At 71.0% G+C, this 17,467-nt stretch carries 16 protein-coding genes; all 16 read left to right on the top strand.

Features of this window, described 5'->3' with window-relative positions; genetic code table 11:
- The first annotated feature begins 252 nt into the window (after nt 1-252).
- On the top strand, nt 253-1,485 hold the full coding sequence (locus tag ACH4T9_RS21760) for an LPXTG cell wall anchor domain-containing protein (RefSeq protein WP_396671553.1): 1,233 nt from the start codon (nt 253-255) through the stop codon (nt 1,483-1,485).
- A gap of 130 nt (nt 1,486-1,615) precedes the next feature.
- On the top strand, nt 1,616-2,326 hold the full coding sequence (locus tag ACH4T9_RS21755) for a demethylmenaquinone methyltransferase (RefSeq protein ID WP_396671552.1): 711 nt from the start codon (nt 1,616-1,618) through the stop codon (nt 2,324-2,326).
- 62 nt (nt 2,327-2,388) lie between these two features.
- The gene (locus ACH4T9_RS21750) at nt 2,389-2,613 is read left to right on the top strand and encodes a hypothetical protein (RefSeq protein WP_396671551.1); all 225 of its coding nucleotides are present in this window, start codon (nt 2,389-2,391) and stop codon (nt 2,611-2,613) included.
- A gap of 133 nt (nt 2,614-2,746) precedes the next feature.
- Nucleotides 2,747-4,024 (top strand): geranylgeranyl reductase family protein, encoded by a 1,278-nt coding sequence (locus ACH4T9_RS21745; protein ID WP_396671550.1) that lies wholly within the window; start codon nt 2,747-2,749, stop codon nt 4,022-4,024.
- A gap of 179 nt (nt 4,025-4,203) precedes the next feature.
- Nucleotides 4,204-4,569: an NADH-quinone oxidoreductase subunit A gene (locus tag ACH4T9_RS21740; protein WP_043961418.1), complete on the top strand. Its 366-nt coding sequence runs from the start codon at nt 4,204-4,206 to the stop codon at nt 4,567-4,569.
- A 13-nt stretch (nt 4,570-4,582) separates the two neighbouring features.
- Nucleotides 4,583-5,260: a NuoB/complex I 20 kDa subunit family protein gene (locus ACH4T9_RS21735; RefSeq protein WP_396671549.1), complete on the top strand. Its 678-nt coding sequence runs from the start codon at nt 4,583-4,585 to the stop codon at nt 5,258-5,260.
- A 55-nt stretch (nt 5,261-5,315) separates the two neighbouring features.
- Nucleotides 5,316-6,044 (top strand): NADH-quinone oxidoreductase subunit C, encoded by a 729-nt coding sequence (locus ACH4T9_RS21730; RefSeq protein ID WP_350883396.1) that lies wholly within the window; start codon nt 5,316-5,318, stop codon nt 6,042-6,044.
- Nucleotides 6,041-7,366, top strand: coding sequence for an NADH-quinone oxidoreductase subunit D (locus tag ACH4T9_RS21725; RefSeq protein ID WP_396671548.1), 1,326 nt, complete (start codon nt 6,041-6,043; stop codon nt 7,364-7,366). The genes ACH4T9_RS21730 and ACH4T9_RS21725 overlap by 4 nt, the downstream gene beginning before the upstream one ends.
- Nucleotides 7,363-8,556: an NADH-quinone oxidoreductase subunit NuoE gene (nuoE, locus tag ACH4T9_RS21720; protein WP_396671547.1), complete on the top strand. Its 1,194-nt coding sequence runs from the start codon at nt 7,363-7,365 to the stop codon at nt 8,554-8,556. Before ACH4T9_RS21725 ends, nuoE begins: the two co-directional genes overlap by 4 nt.
- On the top strand, nt 8,553-9,869 hold the full coding sequence (gene nuoF / locus ACH4T9_RS21715) for an NADH-quinone oxidoreductase subunit NuoF (RefSeq protein ID WP_396671546.1): 1,317 nt from the start codon (nt 8,553-8,555) through the stop codon (nt 9,867-9,869). Before nuoE ends, nuoF begins: the two co-directional genes overlap by 4 nt.
- A gap of 58 nt (nt 9,870-9,927) precedes the next feature.
- Nucleotides 9,928-12,438, top strand: a complete 2,511-nt coding sequence (locus tag ACH4T9_RS21710) for an NADH-quinone oxidoreductase subunit G (protein WP_396671545.1) — start codon at nt 9,928-9,930, stop codon at nt 12,436-12,438.
- On the top strand, nt 12,435-13,787 hold the full coding sequence (gene nuoH / locus ACH4T9_RS21705; protein WP_396671544.1) for an NADH-quinone oxidoreductase subunit NuoH: 1,353 nt from the start codon (nt 12,435-12,437) through the stop codon (nt 13,785-13,787). The genes ACH4T9_RS21710 and nuoH overlap by 4 nt, the downstream gene beginning before the upstream one ends.
- A gap of 1 nt (nt 13,788) precedes the next feature.
- A complete protein-coding gene (nuoI, locus tag ACH4T9_RS21700; RefSeq protein WP_350883384.1) occupies nt 13,789-14,430 on the top strand; it encodes an NADH-quinone oxidoreductase subunit NuoI in 642 nt (213 codons plus the stop codon).
- Nucleotides 14,427-15,197 (top strand): NADH-quinone oxidoreductase subunit J, encoded by a 771-nt coding sequence (locus ACH4T9_RS21695; protein ID WP_396671543.1) that lies wholly within the window; start codon nt 14,427-14,429, stop codon nt 15,195-15,197. The genes nuoI and ACH4T9_RS21695 overlap by 4 nt, the downstream gene beginning before the upstream one ends.
- Nucleotides 15,194-15,493: an NADH-quinone oxidoreductase subunit NuoK gene (nuoK, locus tag ACH4T9_RS21690; protein ID WP_350883381.1), complete on the top strand. Its 300-nt coding sequence runs from the start codon at nt 15,194-15,196 to the stop codon at nt 15,491-15,493. Before ACH4T9_RS21695 ends, nuoK begins: the two co-directional genes overlap by 4 nt.
- Before the next feature lie 26 nt (nt 15,494-15,519).
- Nucleotides 15,520-17,466: an NADH-quinone oxidoreductase subunit L gene (nuoL, locus tag ACH4T9_RS21685; protein ID WP_396672043.1), complete on the top strand. Its 1,947-nt coding sequence runs from the start codon at nt 15,520-15,522 to the stop codon at nt 17,464-17,466.
- The last annotated feature ends 1 nt before the right edge of the window (nt 17,467 follow it).

Raw genomic sequence — 17,467 nt, 5'->3', positions numbered from 1 at the left:
CGCAGGCCAGCGCGGGTCGCTAACGTCCCCCGCGACGTGGTCCGAGGCTCAGTCCTCCATCGGCCCGTGGGGGCCGTTCACATAGAGCACGGCGGTGGGGGCGGGATGGTCGACCATCCCGCCCCCACCGTCTTGACGGCCGGGGCCGGACGGATGAATTGCCGTGCCAGCTCCTGGCGCAATCGATCTACCTCGGATAACGTCCGCTCGGTTCCGCAAAAACCCTCCTTCTTCCCTAACCCCGGGGGATCAATGACCTCGTTCCACCGTTCGGCCCTGGCCCGTGTCGGCGCCGTGGCGCTGCTGGCCGCCGGCGGCCTGGCCACCGTGGCGGCCCCGGCCCAGGCGGCCGACCAGGCCGACCTGGCGCTGGTCCCGCTCAGCCAGAACCTGGCCAAGGGCGTCGAGGCGGCCAAGGCCAAGCCGTTCAAGTTCACCGTCGACAACACCCGCAGCTCGGTCGCGGCCCGCGACGTCCGGGTCACCGTGGAGACGAAGGGCCTGACCAAGCGGGTCGGCTTCGTCGTCCCCGACGGCTGCGAGGTCTCCGGCACGGCCTTCACCTGCCTGCTCGGCGACCTGGCCGGCGGCACCAGCGAGGACTTCGGCATCCCGCTGTTCAGCGCCGGCGGCCGGGGCAAGGGCGGCGCGCTGAAGGTGACGGTCGCCTCGTCGACCGCCGACCCGGACACGGACGACAACAGCGAGACCGTCGACATCACCGTCACCCGCCCCGGCTACGACCTCACCTCCTGGGTGCAGGACGGGTACGCCAACGTCGTGGTCGACGGCGCGCAGAGCAACGAGCCGGACCTGAAGCCGATCCCGCGCGGCGCGACCGCCCCGCTGGACTGGGCGATCTACAACGACGGCAGTCGCCGGGCGACCGGCGTCTTCTACGCCATCACGCTGCCGGCCAAGGTCAGCTTCGCGAAGCTGCCCGAGAACTGCGTCGAGCAGGAGTTCGGCGGCCTGGCCCAGGCGTTCTGCGAGGACGCCGGCGCGGTGATCCGGCCGGGCGAGTACTACACCGACGACGTACGGGTGAAGGTCGCGGACGACGCCGACCAGCCGGTGCTGCGCATCGGCGAACTCTTCGCGTACGGGCTGGACGAGGCGCAGGGCGCTCCCGAGGAGGAGTCGCAGGTCGCCTCGGCGGCCCAGCGTCGCGCCTTCACCGAGACGGACGAGGTCGACAACCAGGCCGTCTTCGACGTCTTCGTGGACCTGTCCGCCCAGCCCACCCCCACCCCCACCCCGACGCCGACCGGCGCTCCGACCCCGGGCCCGTCCGCCGAGCCGAGCGCGACCACCTCGCCGGGCACCGGCGGTGGCGGTGGCGGGCTTCCGGTGACCGGCGTGCAGGCCGGGCTGATCGGTGGCATCGGCGGCGCCGTGCTGCTGGCCGGAGGGGCGCTGCTGGTGCTCTCCCGCCGCCGCCGGGTGCTGCTGGTGACCCCGGGGGACGAGAGGTCGAACGCCTGACCGTCGGGAACGACTGACGCGACGCGCCGGGACGGGCGGGGTGGGTGACCACCCCGCCCGTCCGCGTACCTCCGCCGTGCGCCGCCGCCCCGGAATCGGTGGGTGGGGTGTCGGCTGGCAGAGTGGAGGGGTGAGCCTTACCCCGCAGGGCCAGCGCGCCAGCCTGGACAAGCAGCCGCACGAGGTCGCCGCGATGTTCGACGGCGTGGCCGCCCGCTACGACCTCACCAACACCGTCCTCTCCTTCGGGCAGGACCGGTTCTGGCGGCGGGCCACCCGGGGGGCTCTCGGGCTCGGCCCCGGCGACCGGGTGCTGGACGTCGGCGCGGGCACCGGCGTCTCGACCGAGGAGCTGGCCCAGTCCGGCGCGTACGCGGTCGGCGCTGACCTCTCTCTCGGCATGCTGCACGCCGGCAAGCGGTCCCGCCCGACGATGCCGCTGCTGGCCGGGGACGCGCTGCGGCTGCCCTTCGCGGACGCCAGTTTCGACGCGGTGACCATCTCCTTCGCGCTGCGCAACGTGTCGGACACCGACGCGGCCCTGAGTGAGCTGGCCCGGGTCACCCGGCCCGGTGGCCGGCTGGTGGTCTGCGAGTTCAGCACCCCGGTCAACCCGGCGTTCCGCACGGTCTACCTGTCCTCCCTGATGCGTTTCCTGCCGGGGGTGGCCCGCACGGTGTCCAGCAACCCGGACGCGTACGTCTACCTCGCCGAGTCGATCCGGGCCTGGCCGGACCAGCAGGCCCTGGCGGCGCGGATCGGCTCGGCCGGCTGGGGCCGGGTGGCCTGGCGCAACCTCACCGGCGGTGTGGTCGCCCTGCACCGCGCGGTTCGGGACTGAGTCATTCCGACGCGTTTGTCGGATGCGCGTAATTAGTCCACTTTGCCCGATAGGCTTGCTCCGTGACGGGAGCAGAGCCGGCGCGCGCGACGCCGAGCGAGGACGCCGCAGAACTCGTCGCCCAGCTCAGGGAGTTGGCGGGGGTCGACCCGGCCGACGTCCGTCAAGTGGTGGCGGAGGTGCTGGCGGCCCTGGACCGCGCGGCCGGCGGCGCACTGCGTGACCACCTGCCGGAGGCCATCCGGGTCGATGCGGGTCTGGACGGACCCACCTCCGCGCCGCTTTGACCCCTTTGTGGATCCCGGCGGCTCCCACCTCGGCAAGTTAGGTCCACCTAACCCGGCAGGGAGGTAGCGCCGGTCATAGACTCCACCCGACCGGCTTGTGAAGGATTTCACGAGCACGCGGGAGGAGGCCCAGATGACCGCGGTGGAGAACGACGCCGACGTGATCGTCGTGGGCGCCGGTCCTGGTGGCTCGGCGACGGCGTACCACTTGGCGCAGCACGGTGTGCGGGTGCTGCTGCTGGAGAAGACCGAATTCCCACGGGAGAAGGTCTGCGGCGACGGGCTGACCCCGCGCGCGGTCCGGCAGCTCATCCGGATGGGCGTGGACACCTCGCCCGAGGCGGGCTGGCTGCACAACCGGGGCCTGCGGGTGATCGGCGGTGGCGTCCGCCTGGAGCTGGACTGGCCGGACCTGGCCAGCTTCCCCAACTACGGCCTGGTCCGCACCCGGCTCGACTTCGACGACCTGCTCGCCCAGCGCGCCGTCTCGGCCGGGGCGAAGCTGCGCACCAACGTCAACGTGATCGGTCCGGTGCTCGACGCCGACAACCGGGTGGTCGGGGTGGAGGCCGAGGTCGGCCCGGACAAGGAGCCCGCCACCTTCCGCGCCCCGCTGGTGGTCGCCGCGGACGGCGTCTCCGGCCGATTCCCACTCGCCCTCGGGCTTGCCAAGCGGGAGGACCGGCCGATCGGGGTGGCCGTCCGGCGGTACTACCGCTCGCCGGCCAAGCACGACGACGACTACCTGGAGTCGTGGCTGGAGCTGCGCAGCAAGGCCAGCGGCGACAACCTGCTCCCCGGGTACGGCTGGATCTTCGGTCTCGGCGACGGGCGGGTCAACGTCGGCCTCGGTGTGCTCAACTCCTCGACCGCCTTCGGCAAGACCAACTACCGGCGGCTGCTCACCGACTGGCTGGCCAACACCCCCGAGGACTGGGGAATGACCGACGAGTCGAACGCCGAGGGGCCGATCCTCGGCGCGGCGCTGCCGATGGGCTTCAACCGGGTGCCGCACTACACCCGCGGCGTCATGCTGGTCGGCGACTCCGGCGGCATGGTCAACCCGTTCAACGGCGAGGGCATCGCGTACGCGATGGAGTCCGGAGAGCTGGCCGCGGAGGTCGCGGTGCAGGCCCTCGCCCGGCCGGCCGGTGCCGAGCGGGAGCGGGCGCTGATGGCGTACCCGCAGGAACTGAAGGCCCGGTTCGGCGGCTACTACCGGCTCGGCGGGATCTTCGTGAAGCTGATCGGCCGTCCGGAGATCATGCGGATGGCCACCAAGCACGGCATGCCGCATCCAGCCCTGATGCGGTTCGTGCTCAAGCTGCTGGCCAACCTGACCGACCCGCGCGGCGGGGACGCGATGGACCGGGTCATCAACGCGATGACGAAGGCGGCGCCAGCCGTGTAGCACGAGGAGTGCGCGTGAGCCCGCAGGTCGCCGAGGAGTGCGGGGCTCCGGCCGGGCGGTCGACGAAGACCGCAGGCTGGACAGGGATCGACCCCGCCGACAGCCGTCGTGAGGGACGTGAATAGTGTGATTTTGGCCAACCACCGCCGAGGGCAGGGAAGGACGAGCAGGAGACCACAATGACGCTCTCGCCTTACGCACCCATCATCGGGCTGTTCGCCCTCGCCGCGGCGTTCTCGCTGTTCTCCGTGGCCGCCGCCCGCTTCGCCGGCCCGCGCCGGTACAACAAAGCCAAACTCGAGGCGTACGAGTGCGGCATCGAGCCCAGCCCGCAGCCCGTCGGGGGCGGCCGGTTCCCGATCAAGTTCTACCTGACGGCGATGCTCTTCATCGTCTTCGACATCGAGATCATCTTCCTCTACCCCTGGGCGGTCTCGTTCGACGCCCTGCCGATCTTCGGCTTCGTGGAGATGGTCCTGTTCATCGTCGCGGTCTTCGTCGCATACGCCTACGTGTGGCGGCGCGGCGGCCTGGACTGGGACTGAGGGAGACACGCAGATGGGTATCGAGGAGAAGCTTCCCGCCGGCATCCTGCTCACCTCCGTGGAGTCGCTGGTCAACTGGTCGCGGAAGACGTCCTTCTGGGGCGCCACCTTCGGCCTGGCCTGCTGCGCCATCGAGATGATGGCCGCCGGTGGCCCGCACTACGACCTGGGCCGCTGGGGCATGGAGGTGTTCCGCGCCTCGCCCCGGCAGGCGGACCTGATGATCGTGGCCGGCCGGGTGAGCCAGAAGATGGCACCGGTCCTGCGCCAGATCTACGACCAGATGGCCGAGCCCCGCTGGGTGCTCTCGATGGGCGTCTGCGCCAGCAGCGGCGGCATGTTCAACAACTACGCCATCGTGCAGGGCGTCGACCACATCGTGCCCGTCGACATGTACCTCCCGGGCTGCCCGCCCCGGCCGGAGATGCTCATCGACGCGATTCTCAAGCTCCGCGAGAAGGTCATGCACGAGCCGCTGGGCCCGAACGGGCGCAAGATGCACGAGGCCCGCTTGGCGCGGGGCGACCTGCCGGTCGTCCCGTACGGCTCGATGCCGTCGTCGTACCGCAGTGACAAGGCCCGCCGCGCCGAGTGGACCAAGGCGGTCCGCGAGGGGCGCGAGGAGCAGCTGCGGATCGAGAACTGGATGAAGGCCGAGAACCACCTCCACCCGCACGGGGGTATCAAGTGAGCGCGAGGAGTGCAGCGAAGCGGAGCCCCGCAGTCGCGAACGGAGGGCAGGCACGGTGAGCGCAGCTTCGAACACCGGCGGCCTGCCGGTGCCGGTGACGCCGGCCGGGGCCAGCAGCGGCGCGCCCGCCGAGCACCCGCCGGCCGGCCCGGCCGGGCGCGGCATGTTCGGTATCCACGGCTCGGGCGACGTCTCCGGCTTCGGGGGCCTGGTCCGCCCGCGTCAGCCGGTCGAGGAGACCCCCCGGCCGTACGGGGGCTACTTCGACGAGGTCCGCGACGCGCTGGAGGAGGCCTACCCGGCCTTCGGCGACGCGATCGAGAGGATCGTGGTCGACCGGGGCGAGCTGACCCTGCACGTCCGCCCGGAGCGGATCGCCGAGGTCTGCCAGGTGATGCGGGACGACCTCGCGCTGCGCTTCGAGCTGTGCTCCTCGGTGTCCGGGGTGGACTACCTCGGTGCGCACGAGCGCCGGCTGCACGTGGTCTACCAGCTCACCTCGATGACGTACCGCCGCCGGGTGCGGCTGGAGGCCGCGGTGTCCGCCGAGGACCCGCACCTGCCGAGCGTCACCAGCGTCTACCCGACCGCCGACTGGCAGGAGCGGGAGGCGTACGACATGTTCGGCATCATCTTCGACGGCCACCCCAACCTGACCCGGATCCTCATGCCGGACGACTGGGAGGGGCACCCCCAGCGCAAGGACTATCCGCTCGGCGGCGTCCCCGTCGAGTACAAGGGCGCGGAGATCCCGCCGCCGGACCGACGGAGGTCGTACCAGTGACGACGTCGAACTACGCGACCGAGCGCGAGACCACCGAGGGCAGGGTCTTCACCGTCACCGGTGGGGACTGGGACCAGATCGTCTCCGGCACGGACCCGATCAACGACGAGCGGATCGTCGTCAACATGGGTCCGCAGCACCCGTCCACCCACGGCGTGCTCCGGCTGATCCTCGAGTTGGAGGGCGAGACCGTCCGCGAGGCGCGGTCGGTCATCGGGTACCTGCACACCGGCATCGAGAAGAACCTGGAATACCGCAACTGGGTGCAGGGCACGACCTTCGTGACCCGGATGGACTACCTCGCGCCGCTGTTCAACGAGACGGCGTACAGCCTCGCGGTGGAGAAGCTGCTCGGCATCACCGACGACATCACCGAGCGGGCCACCACGATCCGGGTCCTGATGATGGAGCTGAACCGGATCGCCTCGCACCTGGTCTGGGTGGCCACCACGGCCATGGAGCTCGGCGCGATCAACATGATGCTGTACGGCTTCCGCGAGCGGGAGTACATCCTCGACATCTTCGAGAGCATCACCGGCCTGCGGATGAACCACGCGTACGTCCGGCCGGGCGGCGTGGCGCAGGACGTGCCGGACGAGGCGATCGTCAAGATCCACAGGTTCCTCAAGATGATGCCGAAGAGGCTCAAGGAATACGAGGATCTCCTCTCCGGCCAGCCGATCTGGATCGAGCGCACCACGAACGTCGCGGTGCTCGACGCGACCGGCTGCCTCGCGCTGGGCGTCACCGGCCCGGTGCTCCGCTCCGCCGGCCTCGCCTGGGACCTGCGCAAGACCATGCCGTACTGCGGCTACGAGACGTACGAGTTCGACGTGCCGACCCACACCGACGGCGACGTCTGGGGCCGCTACCTGGTCCGGCTCGCCGAGATCCGGGAGTCGCTCAAGCTCGTCGAGCAGGCGCTGGACCGGTTGAAGCCGGGCCCGGTGATGGTCGCCGACCGCAAGATCGCCTGGCCGGCGCAGCTCGCCATCGGCGTCGACGGCATGGGCAACTCGCTGGAGCACGTCGCGAAGATCATGGGTCAGTCGATGGAGTCGCTGATCCACCACTTCAAGCTGGTCACCGAGGGCTTCCGGGTCCCGCCGGGCCAGGTGTACGTCGGCATCGAGTCGCCCCGCGGCGAGCTGGGCGTGCACGCCGTCTCCGACGGTGGCACCCGCCCGTACCGGGTGCACTACCGGGAGCCGAGCTTCGTCAACCTCCAGGCCCTCCCGGCGATGTCCGAGGGCGGCCTGATCGCCGACGTGATCGCCGGCGGCGCCTCGCTGGACCCCGTGATGGGTGGATGTGACCGATGAGCTTCACCGAAACGACTCGTGAGCGGGCGCGGGAGATCGTCGCCCGGTACCCGGCCGACCGGTCCCGCTCGGCGCTGCTGCCGCTGCTGCACCTGGTGCAGTCGGAGGAGGGGTACGTCTCCCCGGCCGGCGTCGAGTTCTGCGCCGACGTGCTCGGCCTGAACAAGGCCCAGGTCGGCGCAGTGGCCACCTTCTACACGATGTACAAGCGCAGGCCGACCGGTGACTACCTGGTCAGCGTCTGCACCAACACGATGTGCAACGTGCTCGGCGGGCAGGAGGTCTACGACACCCTGGCCGAGCACCTCGGCGTCGGCCACGACGAGACCACCGCCGACGGCAAGGTCACCCTGGAGCACGCCGAGTGCCTGGCGGCCTGCGACTACGGCCCGGTGATGACCGTCAACTACGACTTCTTCGACGGCGTCGACCCGCAGACCGCCCTCGGGGTGGTCGAGGAGCTGCGTTCCGGTGGCCGGCCGATGCCGACCCGGGGCGCGCGGCTCTGCACGCTGAAGGAGATGGCGGTGCAGCTCGCCGGCTTCGCCGACGAGCGCGAGGGCGCGGTCGCCGACGGCGGCCCGGGCGAGCCCACCCTGCGCGGCCTGCGGCTGGCCGAGCAGCACGGCATCTCGGTGCCGGGCTACGACCCGAACACGCCGATCCGCAGCAAGGCGGAGGCGGACGCCGCCGCGGCGAGGGCGAAGGCCGCGGAGCAGGCGAAGCCGGCCCCCGCCACCACGGCGACCGGCAGCACCGCTCCCGACGTGAAGGCGCCGGACGCCAAGTCGCCCGAGGTGCGGGCCGCGGAGACCCGGCAGCCGGACGCCCGGACCGCCGTGCCGGACGCACCCGGCACCAAGCTTCCGGCCGACCCGACGCCCCCGGCGCCGCGCGACGCGCGGGAGGCCGAGGCCGCCGGCGTCGCCGCGAACACACCGGCCGGTGACGGCAAGCCCGCCGGCGACGAGGCCGGCGCGCAGGAGCGCTCGCTCAAGGAAGCGGCGGCATCCGCGGGTGCGAGGAGTGAGCTTGCGAGCCCCGATCGCCCGCGCGAGGAGCGAGCGGAGCGAGCCCCGCAGTCGCGGGCTGAGAACAGCGCAGTCGCGCGCGAGGAGCGAGCGGAGCGAGCCCCGCAGTCGCGGGCTGAGAACCGCGCAGTCGTGAGCGAAGGGGGAACCAAGAAGTGACCACTCCTCGGCCGGAGACCCTGGCCAAGCTCACCCCCGTGCTCACCAAGCGCTGGCTGTCGCCGGACGCCTGGCGGATCGGCACGTACGAGAGGCTGGACGGCTACGCCGCCCTGCGCAAGGCGCTCAAGGCCCACCCGGACGACCTGATCCAGCTCGTCAAGGACTCCGGGCTGCGCGGTCGCGGCGGCGCGGGCTTCCCGACCGGCCTGAAGTGGGGGTTCATCCCGCAGGGCGACGGCAAGCCGCACTACCTGGTGGTGAACGCCGACGAGGGCGAGCCGGGCACCTGCAAGGACCTGCCGCTGATGACCCACGATCCGCACTCGCTGGTCGAGGGCGTGATCATCGGGTCGTACGCGATCCGGGCCAGCCGGGCCTACATCTACATCCGCGGCGAGGCGGTGCACGCCGCCCGCCGGCTGCGCAACGCCGTGCAGGAGGCGTACGCCAAGGGCTACCTCGGTAAGAACATCCTCGGCTCCGGGTTCGACCTGGAGCTGGTGGTGCACTCGGGTGCCGGGGCGTACATCTGCGGCGAGGAGACGGCGCTGCTGGACTCGCTGGAGGGCTTTCGGGGCCAGCCCCGGCTGCGCCCGCCGTTCCCGGCGACCCACGGCCTGTACGCCAGCCCAACGGTGGTCAACAACGTCGGCACCATCGCCAGCGTGCCGTACATCGTGCTGGGCGGGGCCGACTGGTGGAAGTCCATGGGCACGGAGAAGTCCGCCGGGCCGATGATCTACTCGCTCTCCGGCCGGATCGCCGAACCGGGCCAGTACGAGTGCACGATGGGCGTCACGCTGCGCGAGCTCCTGGAGCTGGCCGGCGGGATGCAGCCGGGGCACAACCTGCGGTTCTGGACCCCGGGCGGCTCGTCGACCCCGCTGCTCGCCGCCGAGCACCTGGACGTGCCGCTGGACTTCGAGGGGGTGGCGGCGGCCGGCTCGATCCTGGGCACCACGGCCACTCAGATCTTCTCCGACCAGGACTGCCCGGTGTACGCGACGTACCGGTGGCTGGAGTTCTACCACCACGAGTCGTGCGGCAAGTGCACCCCGTGCCGCGAGGGCAACTACTGGATGGTCCGGGTCTACCGGCGGATCCTCGCCGGCCAGGGCACCCACGAGGACCTGGACACCCTGCTGGACACCTGCGACAACATCCTCGGCCGCTCGTTCTGCGGCCTGGGTGACGGTGCGACCAGCTCGGTGACCTCGTCGCTGAAGTACTTCAAGCAGGACTACCTCGACTACATCGAGGGACGTACCGCGCCGAAGCTGTCGGACAAGCAGCTGGTGGGAGCGCACTGATGCGAGCGCGAGGAGTGAGCGAAGCGAGCCCCGCAGTCGCGAGCGAAAGGCGAGCACTGTGACCGACGTAGCCAAGCAGACCGAGACCGTCACCCTCACCATCGACGGCGTCGAGGTCACCGCGCCCAAGGGCGCGCTGCTGATCCGGGTCGCCGAGCAGTTGGGCACCGAGATCCCGCGCTTCTGCGACCACCCGCTGCTGGCCCCGGCCGGCGCGTGCCGACAGTGCCTGGTCGAGGTGGAGGGCCAGCGCAAGCCGGTGGCCTCCTGCACCCAGACCGTCGCCGAGGGCATGGTGGTCCGCACCCAGCTCACCTCCGGCGTCGCCAAGAAGGCGCAGGAGGGGGTCATGGAGCTGTTGCTGCTCAACCACCCGCTCGACTGCCCGATGTGCGACAAGGGTGGCGAGTGCCCGCTGCAGAACCAGGCGATGTCCACCGGCCGCACGGACTCCCGGTTCCACGAGCACAAGCGGGAGTACGAGAAGCCGATGGCGATCAGCACCCAGGTGCTGCTCGACCGCGAGCGCTGTGTGCTCTGCCAGCGGTGCACCCGGTTCTCCGAGGAGATCGCCGGCGACAAGTTCATCGACCTGATGGGCCGGTCGTCCGCCGAGGAGATCAATATCTACCGGGACGAGGCGTACGGCGAGGAGGGCGACGCGGGCGACGTCCCGTTCAACTCGTACTTCTCCGGCAACACCGTGCAGATCTGCCCGGTGGGCGCGCTGACCGGCGCGCAGTACCGCTTCCGGGCCCGCCCGTTCGACCTGGTCTCCAGCCCGAGCGTGTGCGAGCACTGCTCGGCCGGCTGCGCCCAGCGCACCGACTGGCGGCGGGGCAAGGTGACTCGCCGGCTGGCCGGCGACGACCCGCAGGTCAACGAGGAGTGGAACTGCGACAAGGGACGCTGGGGCTTCCAGTACGCCCGCGCCTTCGACCGGCTCACCACCCCGCGGGTCCGCGACTCCGAGACCGGTGAGCTGCGCGAGGCGTCGTGGAGCGAGGCGCTGACCGTCGCCGCCGAAGGGCTGCGGGCCGCCCGGGACGGCGGCCACGGCACGGCGGTGCTGACCGGCGGCCGGCTGACCGTCGAGGACGCGTACGCGTACGCGAAGTTCGCCCGGGTCGCGCTGAACACCAACGACATCGACTTCCGGGCCCGGCCGGTCTCCCGCGAGGAGTCCGACTTCCTGGCCAGCACGGTCGCCGGGCGCACCGACGTCACCTACGCGGACGTGGAGAACGCGCCCGCCGTGGTGCTGGTCGGTCTGGAGCCGGAGGAGGAGTGCCCGATCCTCTTCCTGCGGCTGCGCAAGGCGTACCTGAAGAAGAAGCTCACGGTGTACGCCCTCGCGCCGTTCGCCACCCGTGGCCTGGAGAAGCTCGGGGCCAAGCTGGCCCGGGTGGTGCCGGGCGAGGAGGCGAGCGTCCTCGCCGAGCACGCGACGGTGGCCGAGGCGCTCAGCGCCCCGGGCGCGATCCTGATCGTCGGCGAGCGGCTGGGCGAGGTGCCCGGCGGCCTGTCGGCGGCGGCGGACGTCGCCCGGCGTACCGGCGCGAAGCTGGCCTGGGTGCCGCGGCGCGCGGGCGACCGGGGCGCGGTCGACGCGGGCTGCCTGCCCAACCTGCTTCCCGGCGGCCGTCCGGTCACCGAGCCGGCGGCCCGGGCCGAGCTGGGCGAGGCGTGGGACATCGCGGCCGGGGTGATCCCGAGCCAGGCCGGCCGGGACACCGACGGCATCGTCGCCGCCGCCGCGAACGGCCAGCTCGGCGCGCTGGTGGTGGCCGGGGTCGACCCGGCCGACCTGGCCGACCCCCGGTTGGCCGAGCAGGCCCTCGACGCGGTGCCGTTCCTGGTGAGCCTGGAGCTGCGCAACAGCGCGGTGGCCCGCCGGGCCGACGTGGTCCTCCCGGTGGCCCCGGTGGTCGAGAAGGCCGGCAGCTTCCTGGACTGGGAGGGCCGGCTGCGTCCCTTCGACGCGGTGCTGCACACCGCCGCGATGACCGACGGCCGGGTGCTGGACGCGCTCGCCGCGCTGCTCGACGTGCAGATCGGCACGGGCGACGTGCTCAGCATCCGGCGGGAGCTGGGTAGCCTGTCGCCGACCCGGGCCGACCGGCCGTCCGCGCCGTCGGTGGAGCCGGCCCCGGTGCCGCAGCCCGGCGCCGGCGAGGCCGTCCTGTCCACCTGGCACCAGCTCATCGACCTGGGCAGCCTCACCGACGGTGACGAGCACCTGAGCGGCACCGCCCGCCCGCCGGTGGCACGGGTGGGCAAGGGCACCGCGGAGGCGCTCGGCGTCGCCGACGGTGACCCGGTCACGGTGGGCACCGACCGCGGGGCGATCACCCTGCCGGCGGCGATCACCGAGATGCCCGACGGCGTCGTCTGGCTGCCGACCAACTCACCCGGCTCCACCGTGCGACGCGGCCTCGGCGCGACGTCCGGCACGGTGGTACGGATCTCCGCGGCGGTCGCCGCCACGGAGCAGGCCACCCCGGCGGTCGCCGCGGACGCGGCCGGCCACCCGGGTCCGCTCCTCAACACCGGGGGTGTTTCCCAGTGAACGCGGTCTACCTGGCCCAGGACCCGACGCTGGCCGACTTCGGCAAGGACCCGTGGTGGCTGGTCCTGATCAAGGTCGTCTTCGCCTTCGTCGTCGCCGTGCTGGCCACGCTGCTCGGTGTCTGGTTCGAACGGCGGGTCGTCGGCCGCATGGCGGTGCGGCCCGGCCCCAACCAGGCCGGCCCGTTCGGCCTGCTCCAGACCCTGGCCGACGGCCTGAAGATGGCCTTCAAGGAGGACATCCTCCCGAAGGCGGCGGACAAGGTCGTCTTCTTCTTCGCGCCGACCATCTCGGTGGTCTGCGCGGTCACCGCCCTGTCGGTGGTGCCGTTCGGCCCGATGGTGAGCATCTTCGGCCACCACACGCCGCTCCAGGTCACCGACGTGCCGGTGGCGGTGCTGGTGCTGCTGGCCTGCTCGTCGATGGGCATCTACGGCATCGTGCTCGGCGGTTGGGCCTCCGGATCGACGTACCCGCTGCTCGGCGGCCTGCGGTCCACCGCCCAGATGATCTCCTACGAGGTCGCCATGGGGCTGAGCATCGTGGCGGTGTTCATGACCGCCGGCACGATGTCCACCAGCGGGATCGTCGCCGCCCAGGGGGACGCCACCCAGCTGACCATCTTCGGCACCGAGGTCCCGGCCCCCGGCTGGTACGCGATCCTGCTGCTGCCGAGCTTCATCATCTTCTTCATCTCCACCGTCGGTGAGACCAACCGGGCGCCGTTCGACCTCCCCGAGGCCGAGTCGGAGCTGGTCGCCGGCTACATGACCGAGTACAGCTCGCTGAAGTTCGCGCTCTTCATGCTCAGCGAGTACGTCGCGATGGTGACCATGTCCGCGGTCACCACGACGCTGTTCCTCGGCGGCTGGCGGGCCCCGTGGCCGATCACCCTGTGGGAGGGCGCCAACTCCGGTTGGTGGCCGATGCTGTGGTTCTTCGGCAAGGTGATCGCCCTGGTCTTCGTGTTCGTCTGGCTCCGCGGCACCCTGCCCCGGCTCCGGTACGACCAGTTCATGCGCTTCGGCTGGAAGGTGCTGCTGCCGATCAACCTGGTCTGGATCCTGGTCCTGGCCGGCCTGCGGTCGATCGAGGACTGGCAGACCAGGGACCGGCTGCTCGCCACCGCGATCGGCGCGGGCGTGCTGCTGCTGGCGACGCTGCTCTGGCCGAGCCGCAAGCCGAAGCCGAAGCCGTCGCTCCAGGAGCAGGCCAACAGCCGGCCGCACGGCAGCTTCCCGCTGCCACCGATGGACCTGCAAGTGCCACCGAGCCCGCGCACCAAGCGTGTGGTCGCCGAGCGGGAGCCGGCCAACGTCGCCGCCGGCTCGGACTCCAGGGAGGTGTGACGTGGGCGCGATCACCGGAACGTTCAAGGGCTTCGGAGTCACCTTCTCGCACATGTTCAAGAAGGTCGTCACGACCGACTACCCGTTCAAGCCGCCGGTCCCGGCGCCGCGCTACCACGGGCGGCACGTCCTGAACCGGCACCCGGACGGCCTGGAGAAGTGCATCGGCTGCGAGCTGTGCGCCTGGGCCTGCCCGGCCGACGCGATCTACGTCGAGGGCGGGGACAACACCGAGGAGAACCGCCTCTCGCCGGGTGAGCGGAACGCGTCGGTCTACCAGATCAACTACGCCCGCTGCATCTTCTGCGGACTGTGCATCGAGGCCTGCCCGACCCGGTCGCTCACCATGAGCAACGAGTACGAGCTGGCCCGGGACAACCGGCAGGACCTGATCTTCACGAAGGAACAGCTGCTCGCGCCGCTGCTGCCGGGCATGGAGCAGCCGCCGCACCCGATGCGGCTCGGGGACAGCGAGAAGGACTACTACGTCGGTGCGCTGACCAACCCGGGCACCTCGGCCGGTGCCGAGCACGCGACCAACAGCCCGGGCCGGTACCAGGTCCAGGAGCACCCCGGGGTGACCTTCCCCGGCGCCGAGCAGCACGCCCAGCGGGCGGCGGCGGGGAAGGGGGACAAGGCATGACCACGCAGACGGTGCTCGCCGCGGCGGGCGGGGTGTCCGGCGGCGAGGAGGTCACCTTCTACATCCTCGCCCCGCTGGCGCTGATCGGCGCGATCGGCATGGTCGCCGCGCGCAACGCCGTGCACTCGGCGCTCTGGCTGGTGCTGACCATGCTCTGCCTGGGCGTGTTCTACGTCCTGCAGGCCGGGCCGTTCATCGGCATGGTGCAGATCATCGTCTACACCGGCGCGATCATGATGCTCTTCCTGTTCGTGCTCATGCTGGTCGGCCGGGACGCCTCGGACTCGCTGATCGAGACGCTGCGCGGCCAGCGGGTCGCCGCGGTGCTGCTCGGGCTCGGCTTCGCCGGCCTGGTGGGCGGCGGCCTGTACCGGGCGCTGCACGGCGTCCAGGCGGTGGGCCTGGAACAGGCCAACGCCGAGGGGAACGTGCAGGGCATCGCCCGGCTGCTGTTCACCAAGTACGTCTTCGCCTTCGAACTGACCTCGGCGCTGCTGATCACGGCCGCGGTCGGTGCGATGGTGCTGGCGCACGTCGAGCGGCGCAAGGAAGACAAGATGGACCAGGTCGCCACGATGAAGGCCCGATTCGCCCCGGGTAACTACCCCGGCCCGAAGCCCGGCCCGGGCGTCTTCGCCACCTCCTCCTCGGTGGCCACCCCGGCCCGCCTGCCTGACGGCCGGCTGACCGAGCGCGGCATCTCGGCGATCCTGCCGGTGCGGGAGCTGACCGACGAGGACACCTTGCTGAAGGGGACGGACAAATGACCCCGGACTTCTACCTGGTGCTCGCCGCGGTGCTGTTCACCATCGGCGCGGCGGGGGTGCTCATCCGGCGCAACGCGATCGTGCTGTTCATGTGCGTCGAGCTGATGCTGAACGCGGCCAACCTGACCCTCGTCACCTTCAGCCGGATCAACGGTGACCTGAACGGCCAGATCATGTCGTTCTTCGTCATGGTGGTGGCTGCGGCCGAGGTCGTGGTCGGCCTCGCGATCATCATGTCCATCTTCCGGACCCGGCGCTCCGCGAGCGTCGACGACGCCAACCTGCTCAAGTACTAGAGGGGCCAGCTGTGGGAGAGATTCTGATGAACGCCCCGGCCGAGCCGGCAGGTGCCGTCGCCTACGCTTCGGCGAGTGGGCTGCTCGGCAGCGTCTGGCTGCTGGTGGCGATCCCGCTGGCCAGTGCGGTGATCCTGCTGCTGCTGGGCCGGCGGGCCGACCGCTGGGGGCACTGGCTCGGGGTGGCGTCGGTCGGCACGTCCTTCGTGCTCGGCCTGACCTACTTCTTCCAGCTACGCAGCTTGGAGAACAAGTCGGTCGAGCGGAGCCTGTGGGACTTCATCGCCGTCGGTGACTTCAAGGTGGACTTCGGTCTGCTGTTCGACCCGCTGGCCGCGGTCTTCGTCCTGCTCATCACCGGGGTGGGCTTCCTGATCCACCTGTACGCGGTGGAGTACATGGCGCACGACGAGGGCCGGCGGCGGTTCTTCGCCTACTTCAACCTGTTCGTCGCCGCGATGCTCCTGCTGGTGCTCGGCAACAACTACGTGATGCTGTACTTCGGCTGGGAGGGCGTCGGCCTGGCGTCGTACCTGCTGATCTCCTTCTGGTACGGCCGGCCGAGCGCGGCCACCGCCGGCAAGAAGGCGTTCCTGATGAACCGGGTCGGCGACGCCGGCCTGGCCATCGGCATCTTCATCATGTTCGCCACCCTCGGCACCACCCAGTACGACGAGGTGTTCAACGGGGTCGGCTCGCTGACCGCGACCACTGTGCTGGTGCTCGGCCTGCTGCTGCTGCTCGGGGCGACCGGCAAGTCCGGCCAGTTCCCGCTCCAGGCGTGGCTGCCGGACGCGATGGAGGGCCCGACCCCGGTGTCGGCGCTCATCCACGCCGCCACCATGGTCACCGCGGGCGTCTACCTGATCGCCCGGTCCAACCCGATCTTCTCGGCCAACTCGACGCTCCAGCTCGTGGTGGTCAGCGTCGGCGCGCTGACCCTGCTGATCGGCTGCATCATCGGCGCGGCCAAGGACGACATCAAGCGGGTGCTGGCCTGGTCGACGGTGAGCCAGATCGGCTACATGTTCGTCGGCGTCGGCCTCGGCGGCGGGGCGTACGCGCTGGCCATCGTGCACCTGCTGGCGCACGGCTTCTTCAAGGCCAACATGTTCCTCGGCGCCGGCTCGGTCATGCACGGCATGAACGACCAGGTGGACATCCGCCGCTTCGGCGGGCTGGCCAAGCACATGAAGGTCACCTGGCTCACGTTCATGATGGGCTGGCTAGCCATCATCGGCATGTTCCCGTTCTCCGGCTTCTTCTCGAAGGAGCCGATCATCGTGGCCGCCTTCGAGCGGGAGGACTGGACGGCCTGGCTCTTCGGCGGGGCCGCGCTGCTCGGGGCCGGGCTCACCGCGTTCTACATGACCCGGCTGTTCGTGCTCACCTTCCACGGCCCGAAGCGGTGGACCGAGGACATCGAGCACCCGCACGAGTCGCCCAAGCTGATGACGATCCCGCTGATCCTGCTCGCCCTGGGCTCGGTCGGCGCCGGCTTCCTGCTCTCCACGTCCGTGCCGGAGTGGCTGGAGGCGACCGCCGGGCTGGGCGGCCACGAGGCGGGCCAGCACGAGGCCGTCCTCGCGCACTGGGTGATCACGGCGCTGTCGCTGCTGGTCACGGTCGCCGGGGCCGGGCTGGCCTGGTTCCTGTTCCGCAACGGCACGGCCACCGAGCCGCAGCCGGCGGGTGTGCTGGTCACCGCCGCCCGGCGCAACCTCTACACGGATGCCGTCAACGAGGCGGTCTTCGAGAAGCCGGGGATCTTCCTCACCCGGGCGCTGGTCTTCCTCGACAACCGGGGCGTCGACGGGCTGGTCAACGGCCTGGCCGCCGCGGTGGGCGGGGGCTCGGGCCGGCTCCGGCGGCTGCAGACCGGATTCGTCCGGTCGTACGCGACGTCCATCCTGGCCGGCGCGCTGCTGGTGGTGGCGGCGTTCATGGCCGTGCAGGCGGGGTGGCTGGCGTGAT

The organism is Micromonospora sp. NPDC020750, from assembly GCF_044334565.1.
In the GTDB taxonomy this organism is placed as follows: domain Bacteria; phylum Actinomycetota; class Actinomycetes; order Mycobacteriales; family Micromonosporaceae; genus Micromonospora.
Note: the sequence above shows the minus strand (reverse complement) of the source record. Positions and strands in the feature narration are given on the sequence as shown.